The sequence below is a fragment of the Pseudomonas sp. NY5710 genome (assembly GCF_013305665.1).
GTDB lineage: Bacteria > Pseudomonadota > Gammaproteobacteria > Pseudomonadales > Pseudomonadaceae > Aquipseudomonas > Aquipseudomonas juntendi.
Genome location: NZ_CP045554.1, coordinates 846,727 through 872,145 on the forward strand (window position 1 = coordinate 846,727; position 25,419 = coordinate 872,145).

The 25,419-nt window shown below is 65.4% G+C and carries 8 protein-coding genes; 6 read left to right on the forward strand and 2 right to left on the reverse strand.

The genetic code is table 11. From position 1 onward, the window contains the following. Positions 1–17: 17 nt before the first annotated feature. Entirely contained in the window at positions 18–16,898 is a 16,881-nt protein-coding gene (locus GEV39_RS03880) for a BapA/Bap/LapF family large adhesin (RefSeq protein ID WP_173887630.1), read from the reverse strand. A 188-nt stretch (positions 16,899–17,086) separates the two neighbouring features. After that, positions 17,087–18,643, reverse strand: a complete 1,557-nt coding sequence (norR, locus tag GEV39_RS03885) for a nitric oxide reductase transcriptional regulator NorR (RefSeq protein WP_173887631.1) — start codon at positions 18,641–18,643, stop codon at positions 17,087–17,089. A gap of 154 nt (positions 18,644–18,797) precedes the next feature. On the opposite strand from norR, the gene hmpA reads away from it, so the two are divergent. From hmpA to cyoD, 6 genes are all read left to right on the forward strand, one after another. Beyond that, the gene (hmpA, locus tag GEV39_RS03890) at positions 18,798–19,973 is read left to right on the forward strand and encodes an NO-inducible flavohemoprotein (RefSeq protein WP_173887632.1); all 1,176 of its coding nucleotides are present in this window, start codon (positions 18,798–18,800) and stop codon (positions 19,971–19,973) included. Positions 19,974–20,429: 456 nt separating this feature from the next. Continuing rightward, positions 20,430–20,936 carry a disulfide bond formation protein B gene (locus tag GEV39_RS03895; protein ID WP_173887633.1) on the forward strand — a complete coding sequence of 169 codons (507 nt, stop codon included), beginning with the start codon at positions 20,430–20,432 and terminating at the stop codon, positions 20,934–20,936. A gap of 557 nt (positions 20,937–21,493) precedes the next feature. Beyond that, complete coding sequence (gene cyoA, locus GEV39_RS03900; protein WP_054890292.1) at positions 21,494–22,435, forward strand: ubiquinol oxidase subunit II; 942 nt, start codon at positions 21,494–21,496, stop codon at positions 22,433–22,435. A gap of 3 nt (positions 22,436–22,438) precedes the next feature. After that, a complete protein-coding gene (gene cyoB, locus GEV39_RS03905) occupies positions 22,439–24,457 on the forward strand; it encodes a cytochrome o ubiquinol oxidase subunit I (protein WP_009685201.1) in 2,019 nt (672 codons plus the stop codon). 3 nt (positions 24,458–24,460) lie between these two features. Then, positions 24,461–25,087, forward strand: coding sequence for a cytochrome o ubiquinol oxidase subunit III (gene cyoC / locus GEV39_RS03910; protein ID WP_029886722.1), 627 nt, complete (start codon positions 24,461–24,463; stop codon positions 25,085–25,087). Then, positions 25,087–25,419, forward strand: coding sequence for a cytochrome o ubiquinol oxidase subunit IV (cyoD, locus tag GEV39_RS03915; RefSeq protein ID WP_003248599.1), 333 nt, complete (start codon positions 25,087–25,089; stop codon positions 25,417–25,419). Before cyoC ends, cyoD begins: the two co-directional genes overlap by 1 nt.

A 25,419-nucleotide genomic window follows, 5' to 3' on the forward strand; every position in this document is an offset into this window, starting at 1 on the left:
GCGGGTTTGCCGCGGCCTCAGACGACGTGGATGCCGTTCTGTACCCACAGGTGGTGGCTCGGGTCCTCCTGGGCCGTGTATTGGTTATAGTCGATCCCGTCGGCGGTCTGGTTGCCGACCAGGTTCCAGTTGTCAGTCATGTGCACCGAGTCATGGTTGTCGCCCTTGATGATCAACGTGTCGGTGCCGGTTTCGGTGATGGCCACCACGTCGGCCAGGTTGAGTGTCAGGGCCACCGCGCTGGTGTCGTTGAGGTCGATGGCCTCGATGCCGTGCACGCGGCCGACCAGGTTGCCCAGGTCGATGCTGACATCGCCGCCACCCCATTGCAGGGTGTCGGTACCCGTACCACCGTCGACGCTGGCGAAGTTCTGGTCGACGATCACCACGGTGTCGTCACCGGCACCACCTTCAAGCGTGATGTGCCCGCCCTGGCTGCCCACCAGGTGGTCGTTGCCGTCGCTGCCGGCAACCACATCGCTGACAGCGGCGACACTGGCCAGGGCGACTGCCTCTTCACCGCTGTCGGCCAGCAGCGACGTGGTGCTGACCAGGCCAGCGGCGTTGTCCAGGTTGATAGTCAACGTTGCCGTGTCGGTACTGCCGTTAGGGTGCGTCAGCTCGTAGGTGAAGGTATCGTGCTGGCCGACCGCCGCGGCGCTGACCCCCGAGTTGAGGGTGTAGGTGTAGCTGCCATCGGCCTGCACCAGCAACGTGCCGTAGGTGCCCGCCACGCTCACTCCGTTGTAGCCGGGTATGGTGTAGGTGTTGGCTGCGGTCAGTACGCTCAGCACGGTCAGTGCCGAACCTAGGGTATCGTCCGCCAGCAGGTTGCCGGTTGCCGCCGTGGCGCCACTGACCACGAACTCGTTCAGGTAAGTGGTGGTGGCATTGACACTGGTGGTGATCGAGCTGGCCAGGCCAATGCCGCCAGCGGTCACCCGCACGTGGTAGGTGCCGGCGCCCTGGTTCTGGAAGGTATACCCTGCGCCACCGCCCAACAGGCTGATCAACGAGCCACCGCCTACCGATTGCACCAGCACGTACTGGCCCGTGGCCGGGTTGAGCTTGAGCAGTTCAAGGGTGGTGCCGTTGAGCAGGCTTAGCAGGTTGGTGGAATTGAGTACCACTTGCAGGTTAGCCGTGGTATCGGCAGCCACCGTGGTAGTGTAGGTGGCCTGGCGGCTGCCGATCAGCGGCAGGGTCAACGAGCCCAGCGTACTGCTGCTGGTGTCTACCAGGTTGGCCAGGGTCAGGTTGCTGAAGCCTACGTCATTGACTGCGTCAAGTACCGTGGCTGGCGCCGCGTAGTTACTGTCGCTCCAGACTTCCGTGGCTTGTGGGCTATCGATGCGCACATACAGGTTGGCGCTGTCGGACAGGCCGTTGGGGTGCACCAGCTGGTAGCTGAACACATCCACTTTGCCGACGCTGGCGGGGCTGCCATTTGGCGTGTAGGTGTAGCTGCCGTCGCCGCGGATCACCAGCGTGCCGTACAGGCCTTGCACCGTGGTGGCACTGCCGGCCGAGACGTAGCTGCCCCCTTTGAGCACCTGCAGCACCGCGGCGCTGTCCGGGCCCCGCGCATCCACCACGCCATCGGTGCCCACGTCGGTGATGACGTTGCCAGAGGTGGCTGTGCCAGTACCGGTGAACTCGGTCAGGCTGGTGGAGGTGATATCCAGCGAGGTGCTGACATTGGTGATCAGGCCAATGCCGCCGCTGCCCACCGTCAGGCGGTAATCGCCCGCCTGCAGCTCCCCGATGTCGACTCGCAGGCCTTGGCCCAACGGCAACAGGATCAGGTCCAGCAAGCCCTGGCTGTTACCGGTGGCCAGCGTGACCCAGGTTCCGCTGGCATTCTTCACCTGCAGGGTGAAGGTGGTGTTGTCCAGCAGGGCCAGTGCACTGCTGGTGGTCAGGGTCAGCGTGGGGTCGGCCGTGGTGCCGGCGGCTACCGTCCAGGTGTAGGTCTTGGTGAACCCTGCCAGCAGGGTGGTGAAGCTGTCGGTGTAGGTCCTGCTGGCGGTGACCGCGGCCAGGTCGACCGTCGCCGTGGCGAGGTTATCGCTGGCGATGACCGGGGCGTTGGCATCCACATCCGGTGCAGTGATGTTGGCGTTGCCCGACACGTTGCCGCGTGGGTCGCTCAGTGTCACCGCAAGCACCTGCCCGTTGTCCTGAGGGGGGCTGAGGGTCACGGTAAAGCTGCCATCGGCTTGCACGGTGGCGGTTTGCAGCACGGTGCCGCTGGCGCTGCGCACGGTCACCGTGGCACCCACTTCACCGGTACCGGTCAGGGTGCTGCCGTCGGCACTGATCGCCAGGTTGGCGGCCGCAGCAGGCGGGGTCAGGTCCGGGGCGGTCAGGGTGGTACCGGTAGACACGTTGCCGGCACTGTCGGTGAGGGTGACGCTCAGTGCCTGGTTGTCGATCTGCGCGGCATTCAGGCTGACCACGAACAGGCCGGTGCTGCCCACGGTTGCCGTACCCAGCACGGTCCCGGCACTGTTGCGCACGGTAACCGTGCTGCCAACCTGGCCAGAGCCACTGACCATTGTGCCGTTGGTATTGATGGTGGCCAGCGGCGCCGCCGGCGGGGTGGTGTCCGGGGCGTTGAGGTTGACGCTGCTGGACAGGTTGCCCGCAGCGTCCGCCTGGCGCACCACCAGCAATTGCCCGTCGTTCTGTGGCGTGGTCAGGGTGACGCTGAAGGTGCCGTCGGCTTGCACCACTGCACTGCCCACCGGACCGTTGGCGCCTTGCACGGTGACGGTGGCGCCGGCTTCACCATTACCGGTCACCACAGTCCCCGCGCCGTTGATGGTGACATTGGTCGGTAGCGCAGGCGGTTGCAGGTCGGCAGCGGTGTAGCGGGTGCTGCCGGACGTATTGCCCGCAGCGTCGGCCTGGCTCACCGCCAATACCTGGCCATTGAGCTGCGCGGCGTTGAGGTTGACGGTGTACACACCACCGCCATTGACCACGGCGCTGCCCAGCAGATTGCCACCGGCATCGCGCACGGTCACCGTGGCACCGGCCTCGCCGGTACCGCTCAGCACCAGGCCGTTGGTCGACAGGCTGGTCACCAGCGGGTCGGCCGGTGCTGTGCTATCAGCTGCCTGCAAGAAGGTGGGTTGCGACTCGCCGCCCACCAGGGCCACGGCGGTGACCTGCAGGTACTCGCCGTTGAGCTGTGCCGAGTTGAGCGTCAGCGTAAAGGTACCGTTCAATGTCGCGCCACCGGTACCGATCAGGTTGCCTGCGTCATCGTAGACACGGATGCCGACGCCGCTGGGCGCGTTACCCGACAAGGTCAGGCCGTCGCTGCCCAGCGTCACGTTGGTCGGCGGTGTTGGCGGAGCCACCAGCGGCGTGACATAGGTCGCCACCGCCGACGTATTGGTGCCGTCGGACTGGGTGATGGCCAGCGTTGCCAGCGAGCCTGCCGCCGGCGTCAGGTTGATCTGGAAGTTGCCAGCGCCGTCTACCGTGCCAGTGCCTATCACGCTGCCGCCCAGGCTGACGGTGACCGTGGCATTGGCCTCGCCCTTGCCGGTGAGTACGTTGAAGCTGTTGTTGATTGCCAGGTTGGTCACCAAGTCAGGTGGCGAGGTGTCGTTGGCCTGGTAGGGCGCAGTAACCGAGACGTTGCCGGCGTCGTCGGTAGACACCACGCTGAGCAACTGGCCGTTGTTCTGCGCCGGGCTGATGGGCACGGTGAAGCGCCCGTCGGCACCGACTTCCACTTGGCCCACAAGGGTGTTGTCCGGGCCACGCACGGTGATCAGCGTGCCGGCCTCGGCAGTGCCGGTCATCGACGTACCGGCCGGGTTCAGCAGCAAGTCGCTTGGCTGCACCGGTGCGGTCAGGTCGGGGGCGCTCAGCTCCAGGGGGGGCGACGGGTTACCGGTGGCGTCCTGGGCAATGATGGTCAGCGTTTCGCCGTTGATCTGAGGCTGGCTCAAACCGAGGACGAAGGTGCCATCCAGGTCGACCGTCACCTGGCCCAGCAGGTCACCGTTGTTGTTTATCACCGTGACCCGGGTACCGGCCTCGGCGGTGCCGATCAACTGGGTACCGCTGTCGTTGATGCTGGCAATGACGATGGCCGGCGGCGTTACGTCGACTGCCGTGACGGTACTGATCGGCGACACGTTGTCACTGGCGTCGGTGAGGGTTACCTGCACCTGCTGGCCATTGAGCTGGGCGGTGTCCAGGCCGACGCTGAAGGTGCCGTCGGCAGTGACCGTGGTGGTGCCGACTTGCGTTGTACCCACATAGACGCGCACCGTGGTACCCGCTTCGCCAACCCCGGTCAGCACATCGCCTGCCGTATTGAGCCGCAACTCGGTTGCAGCAGCGGGGGGCGTGAAGTCCGGCGCCTGCACGCTGACGGGCGCGCTGACGTTGCCGGGCGGATCGGCCTGCAGTACCGACAGCACCTGGTTGTCGATCTGTGCAGGCGACAACTCGACGCTGAAGCTGCCGTCGGCCAGCACCGTACCGGTTCCCAGAACGGTACCGGCGGCGTTGCTCACGATCACGGTGGCGCCGGCCTCACCCAGGCCAGTGACCACACTGCCGTCGGCGTTGATCACCACCTGGGTGAGCGGTGCAGGTGGGGTGAAGTCTGGGGTCTGCAGGGTCGCTGCTGCCGACACGTTACCGGCGGCGTCGGCCTGGGTGAAGCTGAGCAGCTCGGCGTTGCCCAGTGCCGGGTTCAGGGTAATGGTGAAGTGCCCGCTGGCATCGACGATGGCGCTGCCGATCGGGGCGCCGCTCGGGTCGGTCACGGTCACCTCGGCGCCGACTTCGCCGCGGCCGGTCAGGGTGACACCATCGCCGGAAACCGCCAGGTCGCTCGGCGCCGCAGGTGGTGTAGTGTCTGGCGCGGTGATGGTGCTGGCGGCCGACTGGTTGCCGGCCGCATCGGTCAGAAGCACCTGTAGCGGCTGACCGTTGGCTTGCGGCGAGGCGAGCACGACCTGGAAGCTGCCGTCGGCGCGCACTACGGCCGTGCCCAGCACGCTGCCATCGGCAGCCATTACCCACACGCTGGCGCCGGCCTCGCCGCTACCGTTAAGCAGGCTGCCGCCCCCGGCGAATGCCAGGTCTGCGGCGGCATCCGGTGCCAAGCGGTCAGGGGCGGTGATGCTCACGCTGTTGGACTCGTTGCCGGCGGCATCGGCCTGGCTGGCGCTGAGCTGTTCGCCGTTGAGCTGGACGCTGCCCAGGGTGGCGCTGAAGTTGCCACTGGCATCGACCACTGCCGTGCCCAGGTCGATACCGCCTTCACCGACCACGGTAACGGTGGCGCCTGGTTCGCCGCGCCCGGTCAGGACCAGGCCGTCGCTGGACAGCACCAGGTTGCTGAGCGGTTGTGGCGCCGTGGTGTCTGGCGCCTGCAAGGTGGCCGGCAGCGACAGGCTGCCATCGCTGGCCATTGCGCTCACATGCAGCACCTCGCCATTGGCCTGGGCACTGCCCAGGTTGACGGTGAAGGTGCCGTCGTTGGCGACCGGGCTGCTGCCCAGCACCGCGCCGTTGGGGCCGTAGACAGTGACCGTGCTGCCCGCTGTGGCGGTGCCGGTGACCGATAGACCGTCTGCAGCCAGCAACAGGTTGTCTGGCGTGGCGGGGGCCAGAATGCCCGGCGCAGTCACGTTTTGCTCAGGCGAGGCGTTCTGCGCGGCATCGGTTTGCAGCACGCCCAGGCGTTCACCGGTGAGCGCCGCAGGTGACAAGGCCACGCTGAAGCTGCCATCGGCCGCCACGGTTGCGGTACCCAGTACGGTCGCGTCCGGGGCGCGTACGGTGACCGTCGCACCTGCTTCGCCCTGGCCGGTAAGGGTCGCGCCGTCGGCAGACACCGCCAGGTTGCTGACCGCCGCGGGCGGCGTGGTATCGGCGGCCGTGTACGGCGCCGCTGGCGATACATTGCCCGCCGCATCGGTGGCGGTTACCTGCAGGGTCTGGCCGTTGGTCTGGGCACTGTTCAACGTGACCTGGAAAGTGCCATTGCTGCTGGCCACCACGCTGCCCAGCACGCTGCCGCCGGCATCGCGGACGGTCACGGTACTGCCGGCTTCGGCGTTACCGGTCAGTTGCAGCCCGGTCGCCGACAGGGCCAATGCCGTGGGTGCTGCTGGCGGGGTGAAGTCCGGTGCGGTCACCGCCACGGCGCTGGAGGTGTTGTTGCCGGCATCGGTCTGGGTCACGCTCAGTTGCTGGGCGTTGAGCTGGGCAGTGGTCAAGGTCAGGCTGAAGCTGCCGTTGGCCGCGACCAGGCCGGTGCCGATGATGGTGCCGTCAGGCCCGCGCACGGTCACGCTGGCGCCGGCTTCGCCCAGGCCACTGAGGGTCAGGCCGTTGTTGTTCAGCACCACATTGGTCAGCGGTGCTGGCGGGGTCAGGTCTGGCGTGGCCACGGTCACCGCTGGCGAGGTATTGCCGGCGGCGTCTATTTGCGCCACGCCAATGGCCTGACCACTGTTTTGCGGCGTGTCGAACGTCACGGTGAAGCGGCCATCGGCGCCCACCGTAGCGCTACCCAGCACAGTACCGGCGGCATTGCTGACCTGTACCGTAGCGCCCACTTCACCGCTACCGGAAAGCTGCCTGCCGTCGGCACTGAGCAGCGGGTCGACAATGGCGGCAGGTGGCGTGCGATCCGGGGTAGCCAGGCTGGCGGGGCCTGATACGTTGCCTGCGGCATCACTGAGGGTGACCTGCAGCGGGCTGCCGCTGACTTGCGCGCTGGGCAGGGTGATCTGGAACTGGCCGCTTTGGTTGACGGTGCCGGTAGCCAGAATGGCGCCACTGGCATCGCGCACAGTGACACTGGCACCGGCTTCGCCCTGGCCGCTGACCACGGTGGCGGCGGCGTTCAGGCTGAGGTTGCTGGCGGCGGCAGGGGCCTGCAGGTCAGGTGCCTGCAGGCTGGCGGCCAGCGACACGTTACCCGCAGCATCGGCCTGGGTGACGATCAGGTTCTGGCCGTTGGCGGCCGCCGGCGACAGAGTGATGCTGTACAGGCCATTGCTGCCGACCACGCCGCTACCCAGCACATTGCCCTGGGCGTCGGTGACCCGCACGTTGGCGCCCACTTCGCCTTGGCCGGTCAGCGTGCTGCCGGTGCGGTCGATGGTGGCGCTCGGGGCTTCGGGTGCAGTGGTATCGTTGGCGACCACGGTGGCCGGTACCGATGGCTGGCCGTCGGTGCCTAACCGCGCGCTGACCTGCAAGGTCTGTGCATTGAGCTGGGCGTTGCTGAAGAACACCCGGAAGACACCATCGCTGCCCACCGTCGCGGTGCCCAGCGTGGTACCGGCGGATGTCACGGTGATCAACGCACCCACGGTACCGGTACCCGTCAGCACGAAGCCGTCGGCGCTGATGGCAAGGTCCGCCGGGGTGGCCACTTCGCTGCCGGTCGGGCCAGTCAGAGTCACACCGTCGGATTCATTGCCGGCCGGGTCGATGACCACCACGCTGACCTCTTCGCCAGCGGCCAGCGGCGGGTTGACCGGCACCACGAAGGTACCATCCGGCCCTGCGGTGGTGGTGCCACGGTCACTGTTGTCCGGGTTGCGGATGACCACGGTGCTGCCCGGCTCTGCAGTGCCGCCGACGCTGCTGCCGTCGGGGCTCACAGTCACGCCGCTGGCAGGTTCCGGGTCGGTGGTGTCGGGTGCGGTAACGGTAACCGGTGCCGAGCTGTTGCCCGCCGGGTCGGTGACGATCACGGTCACGCTTTCGCCGTTGTTCTGCGGGGTTGGCAGTGGCACGTTGAAGCTGCCGTCGGGGTTCACTTCAACCGTGGTTTCCACGCCTGCGCCGTCACGCACCGTCACGGTATCAGCGCCCGGTGCATTGCCGCTGACCGTGCTGCCGTCTTCGCTGACCACCACCCCGGTGGGCAGGGCCGGCGGGGTGAGGTCGGGTGCAGTGATCGGGGTGCTGTCGGAGACATTGCCCGCCACATCGGTCAAGGTCACCTGCAGCGCCTGGCCATCGAGCTGGGCCGGGCTGACCGCGACAGTGAAGCTGCCGCCAACCGGCACCACCACACTACCCAGCAGGTCGCCGGCGGCGTTGCGTACCTCCACGGTGCTGCCCGCTTCGCCCGTGCCCTGAAGGGTATTGCCGCCCGCGCTTATGGTCAGGCCACCCGGTGCTTGCGGTGCGGTGCTGTCGTCGGCGGTGAACGCCACGGATGGCGACGTGTTGCCGCCGGCGTCGATCACCACCACGGACACGGTTTCGCCGTTGGTCTGGGCGGGGGCAAGGGGCACGCTGAAGCTGCCGTCCTCGTCCACCTGCGCGGTGCCCAGCAGGTCGCCGGCGCCGTTGCGCACCTCCACGGTACTGCCTGGTTCGGCCTGGCCGCTGAGTGCCGTGCCCGTGCCATTGATGCCCAGGCCTTCAGCGGCTACCGGGGCTTCCAGGTCCGGCGCAGTGACGCTGCCGGCAGTGGAGGTATTGCCGGTCGCGTCCGCCTGGGTGACGGCCAAGGTCTGGCCATTGAGCTGCGGTGGGTCGATGGTCACCTGGAAGCTGCCGTCCGCTTGTACGGTGGCAGTGCCCAGCACGGCGCCGCCGGCGCCGGTCACGGTTACCTGCGCCCCCGGCTCGCCGCTACCGCTCAGGCTGCCTCCGTCACCCGCCAGAACCAGGCCGGTGGGGGTGTCGGGGGCCTGGGTATCCGGTGCCGACAAGTCAACCGCGGTCGACAGGTTGCCACTGGCGTCGCGCTGCTCGACGGTCAGGGCCTGACCGTTGGTTTGCGGGGTATCGAGGGTGATTTCGAACGCACCACCGGCGCCTACCACGATGCTGCCCAGTACGCTGCCGTCCGGCCCGCGTACGGTCACGGTCGCACCCGGTTCACCGTTGCCGGTGACCGTGACGCCGTCGCCATCGATGGCCGGGTTGGTCACTGCTTGCGGCGGGGTACTGTCTGGTGCGGTGAAGTCCACTGGCCCGGCGCTGTTGCCTTGGCTGTCGGTGGCTTCCACGGTCAGGCTTTCGCCATTGCGCTGCGGTGCGTTGAGGGTGACGTCGAAGCGCCCGTCCCCGCCCACGGTGGCGGTCCCCAGCACATTGCCGTCGGCATCGCGCACGGTGACCAGCGAGCCGCTCTGGCCCTGGCCGGTGAGGTGGATGCCGGCGCTGTCGATGGCCAGACCCGACGGTTGCAGCGGGCCATCCAGGTCAGGTGCGATAACGGTGGCGGTCGAGCTGTTGCCAGCGGCGTCACGCAGCACCACGTCCAGCTCCTGGCCATCGGTTTGCGCCGGGTTCAGGACCACGCTGATCACGCCATCGGCGCCCACCTGGGCATTGCCCAGTACGTTGCCCTGGGCGTCCACCACCTGCACGCTGGTGCCGGGTTCGCCACGGCCGGTCAATACGCTGCCATCGTTGCTCAGTTGCAACTCGCTGGCCTCGTTGGGCGGGGTGATGTCCGGTGCGCCGATCTGGGTCGGCAGTGAGCTGTTGCCATCCGCGTCGATGGCTACCACATCCAGCAGCTCGCCGTTCGCCTGGGCAGGGCTGAGGGGGATGTTGAAGCTGCCGTCGTTGCCGACTTGCACGCTACCCAGCACACCGCCTTGGGCATCCCGCACTTCCACCAGGCTGCCAGCCGGGGCCCTACCACTGATGGCGCTGCCATCGGCAGCTACCACCAGCCCCGTCGGGCTGTCCGGCACGGTAATGGCCGGTACGGTGACCGTCAGGGCAACCGAAGGGTTGCCGGCGGCATCGGTCTGTTGCAAGGCAATGGCGTCGCCTGCGGCCAGTGGGCTGTCGAGGTCGATCAGGAAGGTGCCATTCGCTGCGACCACCCCGGTGCCGATCACGTTGCCATTGCCATCCCGGATTTCTACCGTGGCACCCGCTTCACCGCGGCCGGAAACGACCAGGCTGCCAGCACCCAGCACCACATTGCTGATAATGCCGGGCGGGGTGATGTCCGGGGTTACGTAGCTCAACGGCAGAGAGGTGTTGCCTGCGGCGTCGGTCACCCGCACGCTGACCGTTTCGCCATTGGCCTGCGCCGGTTCGAGGGTGAGGCTGAAACTGCCATCCGCTTCGGCGAGGGTACTGCCGATCACGTTGCCAGCAGCGTCGCGTACCTCTACCCGGGCACCGGCCTCGGCATTGCCGGTCAGGCTGGTGCCATCGACCAGCGCCAGGTCGGTGGGTTGCAATGGCGCCACCTGATCCGGTGCGGTCAGCGGGCTTGGGCTGGACACGTTGCCAGCAGCATCGGTCAAGGTCACTTGCAGTGACGAGCCATCCACCACCGGGGTGGGCAGGGTAACGTTGAAACTGCCGTCCTGCTGCACGGTGCCGCTGACCAGCAGCTGGCCCTGGTCGTTGCGTACCTCTACGGTGGTGCCGGCTTCGCCGCGGCCCGACACGGTGCGGCCGTCATTGCTGATTGCCAGGTTGGTGGCAGGCTCTGGTGGCGTGGTGTCGCCGCCGTTGTCGATGACCGGTGCGGTAAGGGTGCCGGCCTGCGAGGTATTGCCGGCTGCGTCGGTAGCAACCACTTGCAACTGTTCGCCCGCCACCTGGGCAGGGCTAAGGGTGATTTCAAACGCACCACTGGCGCCTACTACCACGGTGCCAAGTACGGTGCTGCCATCGGCCGCCAGCACGCGCACGGTGCTGCCAGGTTCGGCACGGCCGCTGACGGCGGTGCCGTCGGCGGCAATGGCCAGTTCGCTTGGCGCCACCGGTGGCGTGATGTCTGGTGCGCTGACCTGTACCGGCAGCGACGAGGTGCCGTTGTTGTCGATGGCTACCACATCCAGCAGTTGGCCATTGGCTTGGGCCGGGTCGAGGACGACGGTGAAGGTGCCTTCGGCGCCTACCACCACGCTACCGATCAGCGCACCCTCGGCATCAAGCACTTCCACGCGGCTGCCCACGGGGGCCGAGCCACTGACGCTGGTACCGTCTTCGGCGACCACCAGGCCGCTGGGGCTGAGCGGTATGGTTACCAGCGGCACGTCATAGTCCAGCGCCAGCGAGGCGTTGCCGCTCGGGTCGGTCTGGACCAGGCTCAAGCGTTCACCCGGCAACGCGGCCGGGTCGAGGTCGAGCAGGAAGGTGCCGTTCGCGGTCACCACGCCGCTGCCGATCAGGGTGCCGTTGGCGTCGCGCACCTGCACGGTAGCGCCGGCTTCGCCACGCCCGCTCAAGGCCAGGCCATCGGCGCCGACCACGATATCGCTGACCTGCGCCGGCGCAGTGGTGTCTGGCGCCTGATACTGCAGTGGCGAGGAAATGTTGCCGGCAGCATCCACCAGGCGAATGTCCAGCACTTCGCCGTTGGCCTGTGCTGGTGTCAGGGTCACGCTGAACGTGCCGTCGTCGTTGACCTGAGCGCTGCCCAGCAGGGTGCCCGCGGCATCGCGCACCTGCACGCTGGCGCCTGGCTCGCCGCTACCGCTGAGGGTGACGCCGTCGACCAGCGCCAGCCCGGTGGGCTGCGCAGGCGCCTGCAGGTCCGGCGTTACCACCGACGCAGGGGCGGAGGCATTGCCGGCGGCGTCGGTCAGCACCACTTGCAAGGTGCTGCCGTCCTTGACTGCAGGTTCCAGCATCAGGGTGAAGCTGCCATCCGGGTTGACCGTGCCGTTTGCCAGCACGTTGCCTTGGGCATCGCGCACTTGCACGCTGGTACCGGCTTCACCGCGGCCGCTGAGCTGGGCACCGGCCAGGCCGACAAGCAGGTTGGTGGCGGCTTCCGGTGGCGTGTTGTCGCCACCGTCAATGTCTGGTGCGGTGAGGCTGCCGGCAGTTGAAGCATTGCCGGCGGCATCGGTAGCAGTAACTTGCAGCACCTCGCCGTTCACCTGGGCGGGGTCGAGGGTGATGCTGAAGCTGCCGGTGGCACCGACCACCACGGTGCCGAGCAGCGTGGTACCGTCGGCCGCCAGCACGCGTACGGTGCTGCCGACTTCTGCGCGGCCGGTGACCACGCTGCCGTCGGCGCTGATCACCAACTCGCTGGGGGTGACCGGTGGGGTGATGTCCGGTGCGGAGACCTGGGCTGGCAGGGACGAAGCACCGCTGCCATCGATGGCCACCACCTCCAGCAGTTCGCCATTGGCCTGGGCCGGGTTGAGAATGACCGTGAAGGTGCCGTCCTGGCCAACCTGCACACTGCCAACCAGCGTTCCGTCGGCACCGTAGACCTCCACGCGGCTGCCGGCCGGCGCGGCGCCGCTGATGCTGCTGCCATCTTCGGCGACTATCAAGTCGCTCGGGCTGGCAGGGGCAGGGGTGACCGGCACCTCGAACTGCAGCGCTTCGGAGGCATTACCGCTCGGGTCGGTTTGCACCAGGCTCAACTGAGCGCCGGGCTGCGCGCCGGGATTCAGGTCGATCAGGAAAACGCCATTGGCAGCGACCACGCCGCTGCCGATCACGGTGCCGTCGGCGTTGCGCACTTCAACGGTGGCGCCGGCTTCGCCACGCCCACTCAGCGCCAGGCCATCGGCGCCGACCACGATGTCGCTCACAGCCGCCGGTGGCGTGGTGTCGGATGCGGTGAATGCCAGCGGTGTCGAGCTGTTGCCGGCAGCATCGACCAGGCGCACATCCAGGGCTTCGCCATTGGCTTGGGCAGGTGACAAGGACAGGCTGAACGCCCCGTCCGCACCGACCACGCCGCTGCCGATAAGGGTGCCATCCGCATTGCGCACCTGCACGGTGGCGCCAGGTTCGCCACGGCCAGTGAAGGTGATGCCATCGGCCAGGGCCAGGTCGGTCGGCTGGGCCGGGGCCTGCAGGTCCGGTGCGGTAACCGTGCCAGGTTGCGAAACGTTGCCGGCAGCGTCGGTCAGGGTCACTTGCAGGGCGCTGCCGTCGTTGACGGCTGGGCTCAGGGTGAGGACGAAGCTGCCATCCGGGTTGACCGTGCCGTTGGTCAGCACATTACCTTGGGCGTCACGCACCTCCACGCGGGTGCCGGGTTCGCCGCGACCGCTCAGCTGGCCGCCGGCCAGGCCGATCACCAGGTCTGTGGGTGCCAGCGGTGGTGTGTTGTCGCCACCGTCAATGTCTGGGGCGGTGACGGTGCCGGCCGCAGAAGCATTGCCGGCATTATCGGTAGCGGTAACTTGCAGCAACTCGCCGTTCACCTGGGCGGGGTCGAGGGTGATGCTGAAGCTGCCGGTGGCACCGACTACCGCGGTGCCAAGCACCGTGGTGCCATCGGCCGCCAGCACGCGTACGGTGCTGCCGACTTCTGCGCGGCCGGTGACCACGCTGCCGTCGGCGCTGATCAGCAACTCGCTGGGGGTGACCGGTGGGGTGATGTCCGGTGCCGAGATCTGGGCTGGAAGGGACGAAGCACCGCTGCCATCGATGGCCACCACATCCAGCAGTTCGCCATTGGCCTGGGCGGGGTCGAGGGTGACGGTGAAGCTGCCATCGTCGCCTGCAACCCCACTGCCAAGCAGCGTGCCATTGGCATCATGGACCTCCACACGGGTGCCAGCCGGCGCGGTGCCGCTGATGCTGCTGCCATCTTCGGCAACCACCAGGTCGCTGGGGCTGGCGGGCGCAGGCGTGGTCGGCACTGCGAACTGCAGCGCCTCGGAGGCATTGCCACTCGGGTCGGTCTGCACCAGGCTCAGTTGCGCGCCGGGCTGCACGGCCGGTTCGAGGTCGATCAGGAAGGTACCGTTAGTGCTGACAACGCCGCTGCCGATCACGGTGCCGTCGGCATCTCGCACTTCAACGGTGGCGCCGGCTTCACCACGCCCACTCAGCGCCAGGCCATCGGCGCCGACCACGATGTTGCTCACAGCCGCCGGTGGCGTGGTGTCGGGTGCGGTGATTGCCAGCGGTGTCGAGCTGTTGCCGGCAGCATCGACCAGGCGCACATCCAGGGCCTCGCCATTGGCCTGGGCAGGTGACAAGGACAGGCTGAACGCTCCGTCCGCACCCACCACGCCGCTGCCGATAAGGGTGCCAGCCGCGTCGCGCACCTGCACGGTGGCGCCGGGCTCGCCGCGGCCATTGAAGGTGACCCCACCAAGCAGGGCCAATTCGGTTGGCGGCGCAGGTGGTTGCAGGTCGGGTGAGGTGACCGAGCCGGGAGGCGACAGGTTGCCGGCAGCATCGGTCAGGGTCACTTGCAGGGCACTGCCGTCATTCACCGGCGGGTCCAGGGTGATGGTGAAACTGCCGTCGGCACCTACGCTGCCGGTGGCCAGGATATTCCCGGCCGCGTCACGGACTTGCACGCTGGCGCCCGGTTCGCCGCGGCCGCTCAGCTGGCTACCGGCCAGCGCTATGGCCAGGTCGGTCGGCGCTGTCGGTGGCGTGGTATCGACCCCATCGAGGTCCGGCGCGGTCACCGCGCTGGTGGCTGAGGTGTTGCCCGCGGCATCGGTGGCGGTGGCTTGCAGCACTTCACCGTCAGTCTGTGGTGGGGCCAGCTCGATGCTGAACACCTTGGTCGGGCCGACCACGGCGCTGCCCAGTTCGGTACCATCGGCTGCGACGATGCGCACGGTGCTGCCGGGTTCGGCGCGGCCGGTGATCACGCTGCCGTCGGCACTGACTGCCAGCTCGGCAGGTGCCGCGGGTGCCGTGATATCGGGCGCGGTGATCTGGGTGGGCACGGAGGACACGCCCTCGGCATCGAGGGCCAGTACGTCCAGCAGTTCGCCGTTGGCCTGGGCAGGGGTGAGTTCGATACTGAAGCTGCCGTCGGCGTTGGCTGTGGCGCTGCCAATCAGCGTGCCGCTGGCATCGCGTACTTCCACTCGGCTGCCGGCAGGGGCGCTGCCCGTGAGGGTAGTGCCATCGGCATCGATGGCCAGCCCGCTGGGGCTGGCCGGGGCAGGGGTGAGGGGGACATCGTACTCGACGGCCACCGAAGCGTTGCCGCTGGGGTCCACTTGCAGCAGGGTCAGCTGGTCGCCGGGTTGCACGGCCGGGTCGAGGTCGATCAGGAAGGTGCCGTTGGCCGTGACCAGGCCACGACCCAGCAGGTTGCCGTCGGCATCCCGCACTTCCACAGAAGCCCCTGCTTCGCCATGGCCACTGAGGCTGGTGCCGCCCGCACCGACCAGGATATCGCTTACGGCATCCGGCGCAGTAATGTCCGGGGCGTTGAATTGCAGGGGCGTCGAGCTGTTGCCGGCGGCGTCGACCAGGCGTACGTCAAGCGCTTCACCGTTGGCCTGGGCAGGGGACAGGTTGAGGCTGAACGTTCCGTCCTGGTTGACCTCCGCCGAGCCGAGCAGGTTACCGGCAGCGTCGCGCACCTGTACGGTGGCACCCGGTTCGCCGCGGCCGGTGAAGGTCACGCCGTCCGCCAGTGCCAGGTCGGTGGGCTGTGCCGGTGGCAGCAGGTCGGGCGACGTCACTGCGCCTGGCTGCGACACGTTGCCGGCAGCGTCGGTGAGGGTGACTTGCAGGGTGCTGCCATCCTTGACGGCCGGGTCCAGGGTAATGGCGAAGGTGCCATCCGCGCCGACGGTGCCGGTTGCGATGACCGTGCCTGCGGCATCACGCACCTGCACGGTGCTGCCGGCTTCGCCACGGCCGCTGAGCTGGCTGCCGGCCAGGCCGATGGCCAGGTCGCTCGGTGCTTCGGGTGGGGTGGTGTCGCCGCCGTCGACGCTCGGCGCGGTCACCGAACTGGCGGTAGAGGTGTTGCCAGCTGCGTCGGTGGCCGTGGCTTGCAGTGTTTGGCCATCCACTTGCGCCGGGCTGAGGGTGATGCTGAATACGCCCGTGGCGCCGACCACTGCGGTGCCCAGCTCGCTGCCGTCGGCGGCGAGGATACGTACGGTGCTGCCGGGTTCGGCACGGCCGGTGAGTACCGTACCGTCCTCGCTGATCACCAGTGCGCTCGGCGCAGCCGGGGCGGTGATATCCGGGGCTGTGAACGCCAAGGGTGTCGAGCTGTTGCCGGCGGCATCTACCTGGCGTATGTCCAGGGCTTCACCGTTGGCTTGTGCGGGGGAAAGGGTGAGGCTGAAAGTGCCGTCGGCGTTGACCACGCCGCTGCCGATCAGGTTACCGGCAGTATCGCGCACCTGTACGGTGGCACCCGGCTCGCCGCGACCGCTGAGGGTAACGCCGTTGGCAAGGGCCAGGTCGCTCGGCTGGTCGGGGGCCGTGGTGTCGGGCGTGTCGATGTCTGGCGCATTGATGCTGGCCGGTGGTGAAACATTTCCGGCAGCATCGCTGGCACTGACCTCCAGGGCCTGACCATCGGTTTGCGCAGGTTGCAGGGTGATGCTGAACTGGCCGTCGGCGCCGGCTACGGCAGTGCCCAGCACCGCGCCGTCGGCCCCGCGTACGGTTACCGTCGAGCCGGCTTCGGCGCGGCCGCTCAGGCGCAGGCCATCGGGCGATACCAACAGGTCGATGGGCGTGGCCGGTGGGGTGGTGTCCGGGTCGGCGCCACCCCCGCCACCGCCACCCCCGCTGCCGGCCGCCGCCGCCGCACCGCCGGCACCGAGCAGGCTGAGCCCGGCAATCGCCCAGGTGGGCATGGCGCTGCCAGCGGTACCCAGGCCTGCAACCAGCTCATCCAGGGAGTTTACGTCTTCGAAGGTGAAGCCCTCGAATGCCGCCGCATTGTACTGGGCGTGCCACAGGGTGCCGTCCTCGCCAACGAAGACAATGTCGCTGCCGACACCGGCCTGGTCCACTGCGAAGAAATTGCCGATGGTGATTTTTTCCCCGGACTTGAGGGTGAGGACCAAGTCCTGCCCGCGCTGGGTGACGGTGGCCAGCTGATCGGGAGCCACGGGCATCTGCACGACGCCTGGCCCTTTGAGATTGATATTGCCCCAGGCGCTCTGAGTGGCGACTTCAGTTTGCTTATCGGCGACGACGATGTTGTCCATGGATGCTCCCTGCTGGTGTCCGGAACCCCCAGCCCGTTATCGGGCTACAACCGCAGTAACAGGACCCGTGCAGGGGTGTTACGCACAGCCTCGACCAGGCAGCCGAGAGTGGGGTGGTTAGGGAGATATAGCAGCCAGGCGGGAAGCAACCAGATGGCTTTCTGGGTTAATCCTTTTGTAGATAAACCTCAGCGAAGCCCCAGCCGACGGGCCAATCGGCTGAGGTTGGCACGGTCCAGACCCAGCTCGCGCGCCGCTGCTGCCCAGTTGTCCTGATGCCGTTGCAGGCACGCTTCGATCACCTGGCGCTGGTAGGTGTCGACGGCCTCGCGCAGGCCACCCTCGGGCAGGTTGGCTAGCGACAGCGGCGGGGCAGGGAGGGGCGTGGCTGCGGCCGCCGGTGCCGTTGTACGCACGTCCAGGTCGCTGGCCTCAAGGGTCAGGATACGTGGTCGGTCGGGGTGTTGGCCCAGCGCCTTGAGCGCCGAACGGCCGATCAGGTGTTCCAGTTCGCGCACGTTGCCAGGCCAGGCATACGCCAGCAGCGCGGCCTGGGCCTCACTGCTCAGGCGCAGGCTGTTCAGGCCCAGGCGCGAACGGTTCTGTTCGAGGAAGTAGCCGGCCAATAGCAGCACATCACGCCCACGTTCGCGCAGTGGCGGTACCTGCAGCGGGTACACGCTGAGGCGGTGATAGAAGTCGGCGCGGAAGTTGCCGTTGCGCACCTCGGCCGCCAGGTCACGGTTGGTGGCGGCGATCAGGCGCACGTCCACGCGGTGCTCGCGGTCCGACCCCAGGCGTTGCAACTGACCGCTTTGCAAAACGCGCAGCAGCTTGGCCTGCACGGTCAGCGGCAGTTCGCCGACTTCGTCGAGGAACAGCGTGCCGCCGTTGGCCAGTTCGAACTTGCCGCGGCGCTCGCCGTGCGCGCCGGTGAAGGCCCCGCGCACATGGCCGAACAGCTCACTTTCCACCAGTGTGTCCGGCAGGGCTGCGCAATTGAGGCTGACCAGCGGCTGGTTGGCGCGGCTACTGGCCTGGTGCAGGGCTTGTGCCACCAGCTCCTTGCCAACACCGGTCTCGCCGGTGATCAGTACGGTCAGGTCGCTGCCACCGACCAGGCGGATCTCTTCCACCAGGCGTTTGTGGGCCGGGCTTTGGCCGATCAGCTCCTGGTTCTGGCCACTGGCCTGGCGGTAGATTTCGGCGCGGTGATGTTCGTCTTCGGCGCGCAGGGCCAGGTGTTGGATACGCTCGGCCACGGTTACGGTCGCGGCGGCCAGGCTGGCGAAAGCTTGCAGGGCGTCCAGCTCCAGGCTCTGGAACTGCCCCGGCGTCAGCGCATCGAGGGTGACCAGGCCCCATGGGCGCTCATCGACCATCAGCGGGCAGCCCATGCAGTCGTGAACTTCGAGCGAGGCCGCGACCGCGGTCACCAGGCCATCGTAGGGGTCGGGCAGCTCGGAATCGCTGGCGAAGCGGGTGGGCTCCGGGCGGCTGAGCAGGACCTGGAAGCGCGGGTGTTCGCTCACCCGGAACCGCCGGCCGAGGGTATCGGGGCTCAGCCCGTCCACGGCCAGTGGCACCAGCCATTCCCCGTCCAGGCGCAGCAGCGCGGCGGCATCGCATGGCAACAGGCTGCGCATGGCCTGCAACAGGCGGCGGTAGCGCTCCTGGTCGGGTAGTTCGCGGGACAGGTCGCTGACCAATGGCAGCAACGTGGTGAGCAATGGCTTTGAGGTCATATGGACTCCATTAGGTCGATATGACTATACGTCGTGGTGAGTCGTTTTGACATGGCAATACGCAAGTGACTGATTTAATTGGAAATTAAGGTTGGCACGATTGCTGTAAGGATCCAGGCAGTCATTTTAAGCCCTAGGCCCAGGAGTCACCGTAATGCTCAATGCCGACCAACGCGCGATCATCAAGGCCACCGTCCCCCTGCTGGAAAGCGGGGGGGAAGCGCTGACCACTCACTTCTACAAGATGATGCTCAGCGAGTACCCGGAGGTGCGTCCGCTGTTCAACCAGGCCCACCAGGCCAGCGGCGACCAGCCGCGCGCGCTGGCCAACGGCGTGCTGATGTATGCCCGTCACATCGACCAGCTGGAGCAACTGGGTGGCCTGGTCGGGCAGATCATCAACAAGCACGTCGCCCTGCAGATTCTGCCGGAGCACTACCCGATCGTCGGCAGTTGCCTGCTGCGGGCCATCGAGGAAGTGCTGGGCAAGGACATTGCCACCCCGGCGGTGATCGAGGCCTGGGGCGCTGCCTATGGTCAGTTGGCCGACATCCTGATCGGTGCCGAAGAAAACCTTTACCAGCAAAAGGAAGCGGCCGAGGGTGGCTGGCGCGGGACCCGCGAGTTCCGCCTGGTGCGCCGCGAACAGGAAAGCAGCGAAATCGTTTCGTTCTACTTCGCCCCTGTGGACGGCAAACCGGTGCTCAAGGCTGAGCCCGGGCAGTACATTGGCCTGAAACTGAACATCGACGGTGCCGAACAGCGCCGCAACTATTCGCTGTCGGCGTTGTGTGACGGCAAGGAGTACCGCATCAGCGTCAAGCGCGAGGCGGGCGGCAAGGTGTCCAACTACCTGCATGACCAGTTGCAGGTTGGCGATACCCTGCAACTGTTCCCGCCAGCAGGTGACTTCACCCTGGCAGCCAGTGCCAAGCCGCTGGTACTGATCAGTGGCGGTGTGGGCATTACCCCGACCCTGGCGATGCTGCAGGCCGCCCTGCAAACCGGCCGTCGGGTGCATTTCATTCACTGCGCACGCAATGGTGCGGTGCATGCCTTCCGCGACTGGATCGATGGCCTGGCGGCGCGCCACCCGCAGCTCAAGCGCTTCTACTGCTATGCCGAGCCGGATGGTAGTGCGGCCGATGCCGTCGGTGTGCTGAGCGAAGACCTGCTGGCCGAGTGGCTGCCGCGTGAACGGGACGTGGATGCTTACTTCCTCGGGCCAAAGGGCTTCATGGCGGCGGTCAAGCGCCAGCTCAGGGGCCTGGGCGTGCCGGAACAGCAGAGCCGCTACGAGTTCTTTGGGCCGGCGGCGGCGCTGGAGTGATGTAGCGGCTGTACGGGCCTATCGCCGGCAAGCCGGCTCCCACAGGGACTGAACAGCTTTTGGGGCTTGTAATGTTCCCTGTGGGAGCCGGCTTGCCGGCGATAGGGCCGGTGCAGGCTTATGCATTTCCAGCGGCATGCCCCGCATCGCACCTTTGTGCCTATATATAAAGGAAAGATGAAAGCACCAGCGCCGCTTTCATTCTTAATCATCCTTTAATCACGGTATCCTTCACTCCCGGGTGTCGAGGGGCTAACCCCTGCGCGGCGCTCGGGCAGTGGTTTTTTGCCGCCCGCCGTTGAACCGACCTCGTTCTGGCCGGTCTCAGCCACACCGGATAGCCCTGCGCAGCGCTATCACGCCGCTTCCTCGACACGCTCACAGGCCCCGCCCAGCGTGTAGACTTGCGCCAGGGCAGGCGGACCACGCTGCCACTTTCCATCGAAGGAACCGGTAATGAACGAACAAACATCGCGCCTGAATCGGGAACGGCGCTTTCTGGTGCTGCTGGGCCTGATCTGCATTTCGCTGATCGGCGGCGCGCTCTACATGCAGGTGGTACTGGGTGAGGCGCCGTGCCCATTGTGCATCTTGCAGCGCTATGCACTGCTGTTCATTGCCGTGTTCGCTTTTATCGCGGCGGCCATGCCTGGGCGCAGTAGCCTGACCTTCTTCGAGGCCCTGGTCGTGCTCAGTGCTATCGGCGGAATGATTGCGGCCGGCAACCATGTGTATATACTCGCCAACCCGATGGTCAGTTGTGGTATCGATACGCTCCAGCCGATCGTCGATGACCTGCCGCTGGCCAAGCTGTGGCCATTGGCATTCCAGGTCGATGGCTTCTGCAGCACGCCATACCCACCGATCCTCGGTTTGTCGCTGGCGCAATGGGCGCTGGTTGCCTTCGTTCTGACCGCTGTGCTGGTGCCGCTCGGCATCTACCGAAACCGCCGCCAGGCTTAGACAAAAGTCCCGATTTGGGTGGGGTCTTTTACAGGCCGCGAGAACAGGGAAAAGTTGCCGACCGCTTGATCTGGATCAATCTCAAAGCCTTGCAGTATGCGGCTTTGAGGCCTGGCAAGCGGGGTGCGACAAACTGTCGCGAAGTTGAATAATCAGTCGTCATTGTTGCAGATTCTGTAAAAGACTGTTGCTCAATAAGTCATAGTCAAGGGTTGGCGACCTAACTACAATCGCCCCCAATTCCCGTTCGGCACTGCTTGCGAGTCGCAGGATTGAAGGAAGCCCCAGCGCTTCTTTTTGCTGACTTCGTCAAGTTTCGCCCAACGGCGATACCGGGCGGACCCCCCTCCGCGTTTTCCCGCACCAAATGGACTTGGTCTGAAGTACAGGCCTGTTGCCTACGAAACCATAAGCACCGCTAACCCGCTTGAGCCAAGGTCCTGCAGTCAGACCCAGGCAGGAGCGAGTACGGGCGCGACATGCCTCACTTGGCAGGACGAAGTGTTGGCTACCAAAACACAAATTGCATTGAAGCAAGCTGATCTAGAGGTCGTGAGATGAGTAAAAAGCGTTACCCCAGACTGTTTGGCATATTGCCCTTTTTAGGCATGCTTTTACTCAGTGGGTGCAACTGGACCCTGCTCGACCCGAAGGGCCAGGTCGGCATTGAGCAAAAGAACCTGATCCTGATCGCTACCGGGCTGATGCTGCTGGTGGTGGTGCCCGTGATCATCATGACCCTGGCGTTCGCCTGGAAGTACCGTGCTTCCAACAAGGCTGCCACCTACACCCCTGACTGGTCGCACTCGACCAAGATCGAGGCCGCGGTGTGGATCATCCCGATCCTGATCATCATCGCCCTGGGTTACGTCACCTACAAGTCCACCCACAAGCTGGATCCGTACCGTCCGCTGGACTCTGACGTCAAGCCGGTACAGATCGACGTGGTCGCGCTGGACTGGAAGTGGCTGTTCATCTACCCGGAGCAGGGCATTGCCACGGTCAACAAGATCGTCTTCCCGGCTAACACCCCGGTCAACTTCCGCGTCACCTCCGACGCCGTGATGAACTCGTTCTTCATCCCGGGTCTGGGCGGCCAGATCTACGCCATGGCCGGCATGACCACCAAGCTGCACCTGATCGCCAACGAAAACGGCGAATTCGACGGTATCAGCGCCAACTACAGCGGTGCTGGCTTCACCGGCATGAAATTCAAGGCTACTGCCACTTCCCAGGAAGACTTCGACAAGTGGGTCGCCGAGGTCAAGCAGTCGCCGAAGAAGCTGGACAAGGCCGAATATGAAGCCTTGGCCAAACCAAGCGAAAACAACCCAGTCGCGCTGTATAGCGAGGCCTCGCCAGAGCAGTTCCAGCTGATCGTAGACAAGTACGAAGGCATGAACCGCGGCCGTAGCCACGAAGAAGCTGGCAGCAAAGATCTGGCCACAACCAAGGGTGTGGAATCGAGTATGCAACCAGCTGCCGGTGCAGAGGAGTAAGAGATGTTCGGTAAATTAAGCCTGGAGGCGATACCCTATCACGAGCCGATAGTCATGGTGACGCTTGCCATGATCGCGCTCGGCGGTATCGCTGTCGTCGGTCTTATCACCTATTTCCGCAAGTGGACCTACTTGTGGAGCGAGTGGTTGACTACTGTCGACCACAAAAAGATCGGCGTGATGTACATCATCGTCGCGATGGTCATGCTGCTGCGCGGCTTTGCCGACGCCATCATGATGCGTACCCAGCTGGCTGCCGCAACCGGTGGCTCCGAAGGCTACCTGCCGCCTGAACACTATGACCAGATCTTCACCGCCCACGGTGTGATCATGATCATCTTCATGGCGATGCCGTTCTTCACCGGCCTGATGAACCTGGCGGTTCCTCTGCAGATCGGTGCACGTGACGTTGCCTTCCCGTTCCTGAACTCCCTGAGCTTCTACCTGCTGCTGGCAGGCGTGCTGCTGGTCAACATCTCGCTGGGCGTTGGTGAATTCGCCAAGACCGGCTGGGTTGCCTATCCGCCGCTCGCAGGCATCCAGTACAGCCCTGGGGTAGGTGTCGATTACTATATCTGGGCGCTACAGCTATCCGGATTGGGTACGACGCTTACCGGCGTGAACTTCCTCGTCACCGTGATGAAGATGCGCGCACCTGGCATGAAGCTGATGGACATGCCGATCTTCACCTGGACCTGCACCTGGGCCAACGTCCTGATCGTTGCATCGTTCCCGATCCTGACTGCTGCACTTGCGCTGCTGACTGTTGACCGTTATCTGGACTTCCACATTTTCACCAACGAGCTTGGTGGGAACCCGATGATGTACGTCAACCTGTTCTGGGCGTGGGGTCACCCTGAGGTTTACATCCTGATCCTGCCGGCCTTCGGCGTGTTCTCGGAAGTGACTTCGACGTTCTCTGGCAAACGCCTGTTCGGCCACCACTCGATGATCTACGCATCGGGCGCGATCGCCATCCTTGGCTTTGCGGTATGGCTGCACCACTTCTTCACCATGGGTGCCGGTGCCAGCGTCAACACCTTCTTCGGCCTGGCGACGATGCTGATCTCCATCCCGACCGGTGTGAAGCTGTTCAACTGGCTGTTCACCATGTACCAGGGCCGTGTGCGCTTCACCCCGCCAATGCTCTGGACCCTGGGCTTCATGGTCACCTTCTCCATCGGTGGCATGACCGGCGTACTGCTGGCCGTTCCGGGTGCTGACTTCGTTCTGCACAACAGCCTGTTTGTTATTGCGCACTTCCACAACGTGATCATCGGTGGCGCGGTATTCGGCTACATCGCCGGTTTCGCCTTCTGGTTCCCGAAAGCCTTCGGCTTCACCCTGAACGAGAAGTGGGGCAAAGCTGCCTTCTGGTTCTGGCTTTCGGGCTTCTACGTTGCGTTCATGCCGCTGTACGCCCTGGGCTTCATGGGCATGACTCGTCGTCTGAACCACTCCGACAACCCACTGTGGGAACCCTACCTGTACGTAGCCGTTGTCGGCGCCGTGCTGATCCTGTTCGGTATCGCTTGCCAGCTGATCCAGCTGTACGTTTCGGTCCGCGACCGCAACCAGAACCTGGACGTGACCGGCGACCCATGGGGCGGCCGTACCCTGGAATGGTCGACCTCTTCGCCACCTCCGTTCTACAACTTCGCTCACATGCCTGAGAAAGTTGGCCTGGACTGCTGGCACGAAGCCAAGGAAGAAGGCGTTGCGTACAAGGTTCCGGCCAAGTACGAAGCCATCCACATGCCGAGCAACACTGCTACCGGTCTGTTCATGGGCCTGTTCCTGACCGTCTTCGGCTTCGCTTTCATCTGGCACATCTGGTGGCTGGTGGGCGCGAGCCTGGTTGCAACCATCGCTGTCTTCGTTCGCCACGCTGCACGTGACGACCAGGGCTACATGGTTCCGGCCGAAGAAGTGGCGCGCATCGAAGGCGAGCGTATGAAAGCGCTGGCCAAAGCAGGTGCTCTGCCTGCCGGCGCACGTGTCGAATCGTTTGAGCGGGTGTAATCAATGTCCAGTCAAGTAATGCACGGCGGCGCAGCTCATGGTCACGACCATGGGCATGACGACCACCACCACGACTCGGGCCAGATGACCGTACTGGGTTTCTGGCTGTACCTGATGACCGACTGCATCCTGTTTGCGTCGCTCTTCGCCACCTACGCGGTGCTGTCCGGCAGTTTTGCCGGCGGCCCGTCCGGTCACGACATCTTCCAGCTCGATTTCGTAGCTGTTGAAACGCTGTTCCTGCTGCTGTCCTCGATCACCTTCGGCTTCGCCATGCTGAAGATGTTCGATGGCAAGAAAGCAGGTGTGCTGGGCTGGTTGGCTGTGACCTTCCTGTTCGGTGCAGGCTTCATCGCGATGGAAATCTATGAATTCCATCACCTGATCGGCGAGGGCTTCGGCCCGCAGCGCAGTGGCTTCCTGTCGGGCTTCTTTGCCCTGGTAGGTACCCACGGCCTGCACGTGACTGCTGGTCTGATCTGGATGGCAATCATGATGTACCAGATCAACAAGCACGGCATCACGCCGACCGCCAAGACCCGCATGAGCTGCCTGAGCCTGTTCTGGCACTTCCTGGACGTGGTCTGGATCTGCGTATTCACCGTCGTTTACCTGCTGGGGGTTCTGTAATGGCTAACGCACACGACACTCATCACGAAGGTAATCACGGCAGCGTCAAGTCGTACATGATCGGTTTCGTACTGTCGATCATCCTGACCGCGATCCCGTTCGGCCTGGCCATGACCGCCAGCCTGCCGAAGAACCTGACCGTTCTGATCATCGTTGCCATGGCCGTGATCCAGGTAGTTGTGCACCTGGTGTACTTCCTGCACATGGACCGCTCGAAAGAGCAACGCAACAACGTATCGACGTTCCTGTTCACCACGCTGGTGATCGCACTGCTGGTCGGCCTGTCGCTGTGGATCATGTTCAGCATCCACTTCGAAATGCTGGCCAAGTGA

Excerpts from the sequence above, each read along its gene's own strand:
- GEV39_RS03880 (WP_173887630.1), bottom strand. The coding sequence starts at position 16,898 with ATGGACAACATCGTCGTCGCCGATAAGCAAACTGAAGTCGCCACTCAG.
- norR (WP_173887631.1), bottom strand. The coding sequence starts at position 18,643 with ATGACCTCAAAGCCATTGCTCACCACGTTGCTGCCATTGGTCAGCGAC.
- hmpA (WP_173887632.1), top strand. The coding sequence starts at position 18,798 with ATGCTCAATGCCGACCAACGCGCGATCATCAAGGCCACCGTCCCCCTG.
- GEV39_RS03895 (WP_173887633.1), top strand. The coding sequence starts at position 20,430 with ATGAACGAACAAACATCGCGCCTGAATCGGGAACGGCGCTTTCTGGTG.
- cyoA (WP_054890292.1), top strand. The coding sequence starts at position 21,494 with ATGAGTAAAAAGCGTTACCCCAGACTGTTTGGCATATTGCCCTTTTTA.
- cyoB (WP_009685201.1), top strand. The coding sequence starts at position 22,439 with ATGTTCGGTAAATTAAGCCTGGAGGCGATACCCTATCACGAGCCGATA.
- cyoC (WP_029886722.1), top strand. The coding sequence starts at position 24,461 with ATGTCCAGTCAAGTAATGCACGGCGGCGCAGCTCATGGTCACGACCAT.
- cyoD (WP_003248599.1), top strand. The coding sequence starts at position 25,087 with ATGGCTAACGCACACGACACTCATCACGAAGGTAATCACGGCAGCGTC.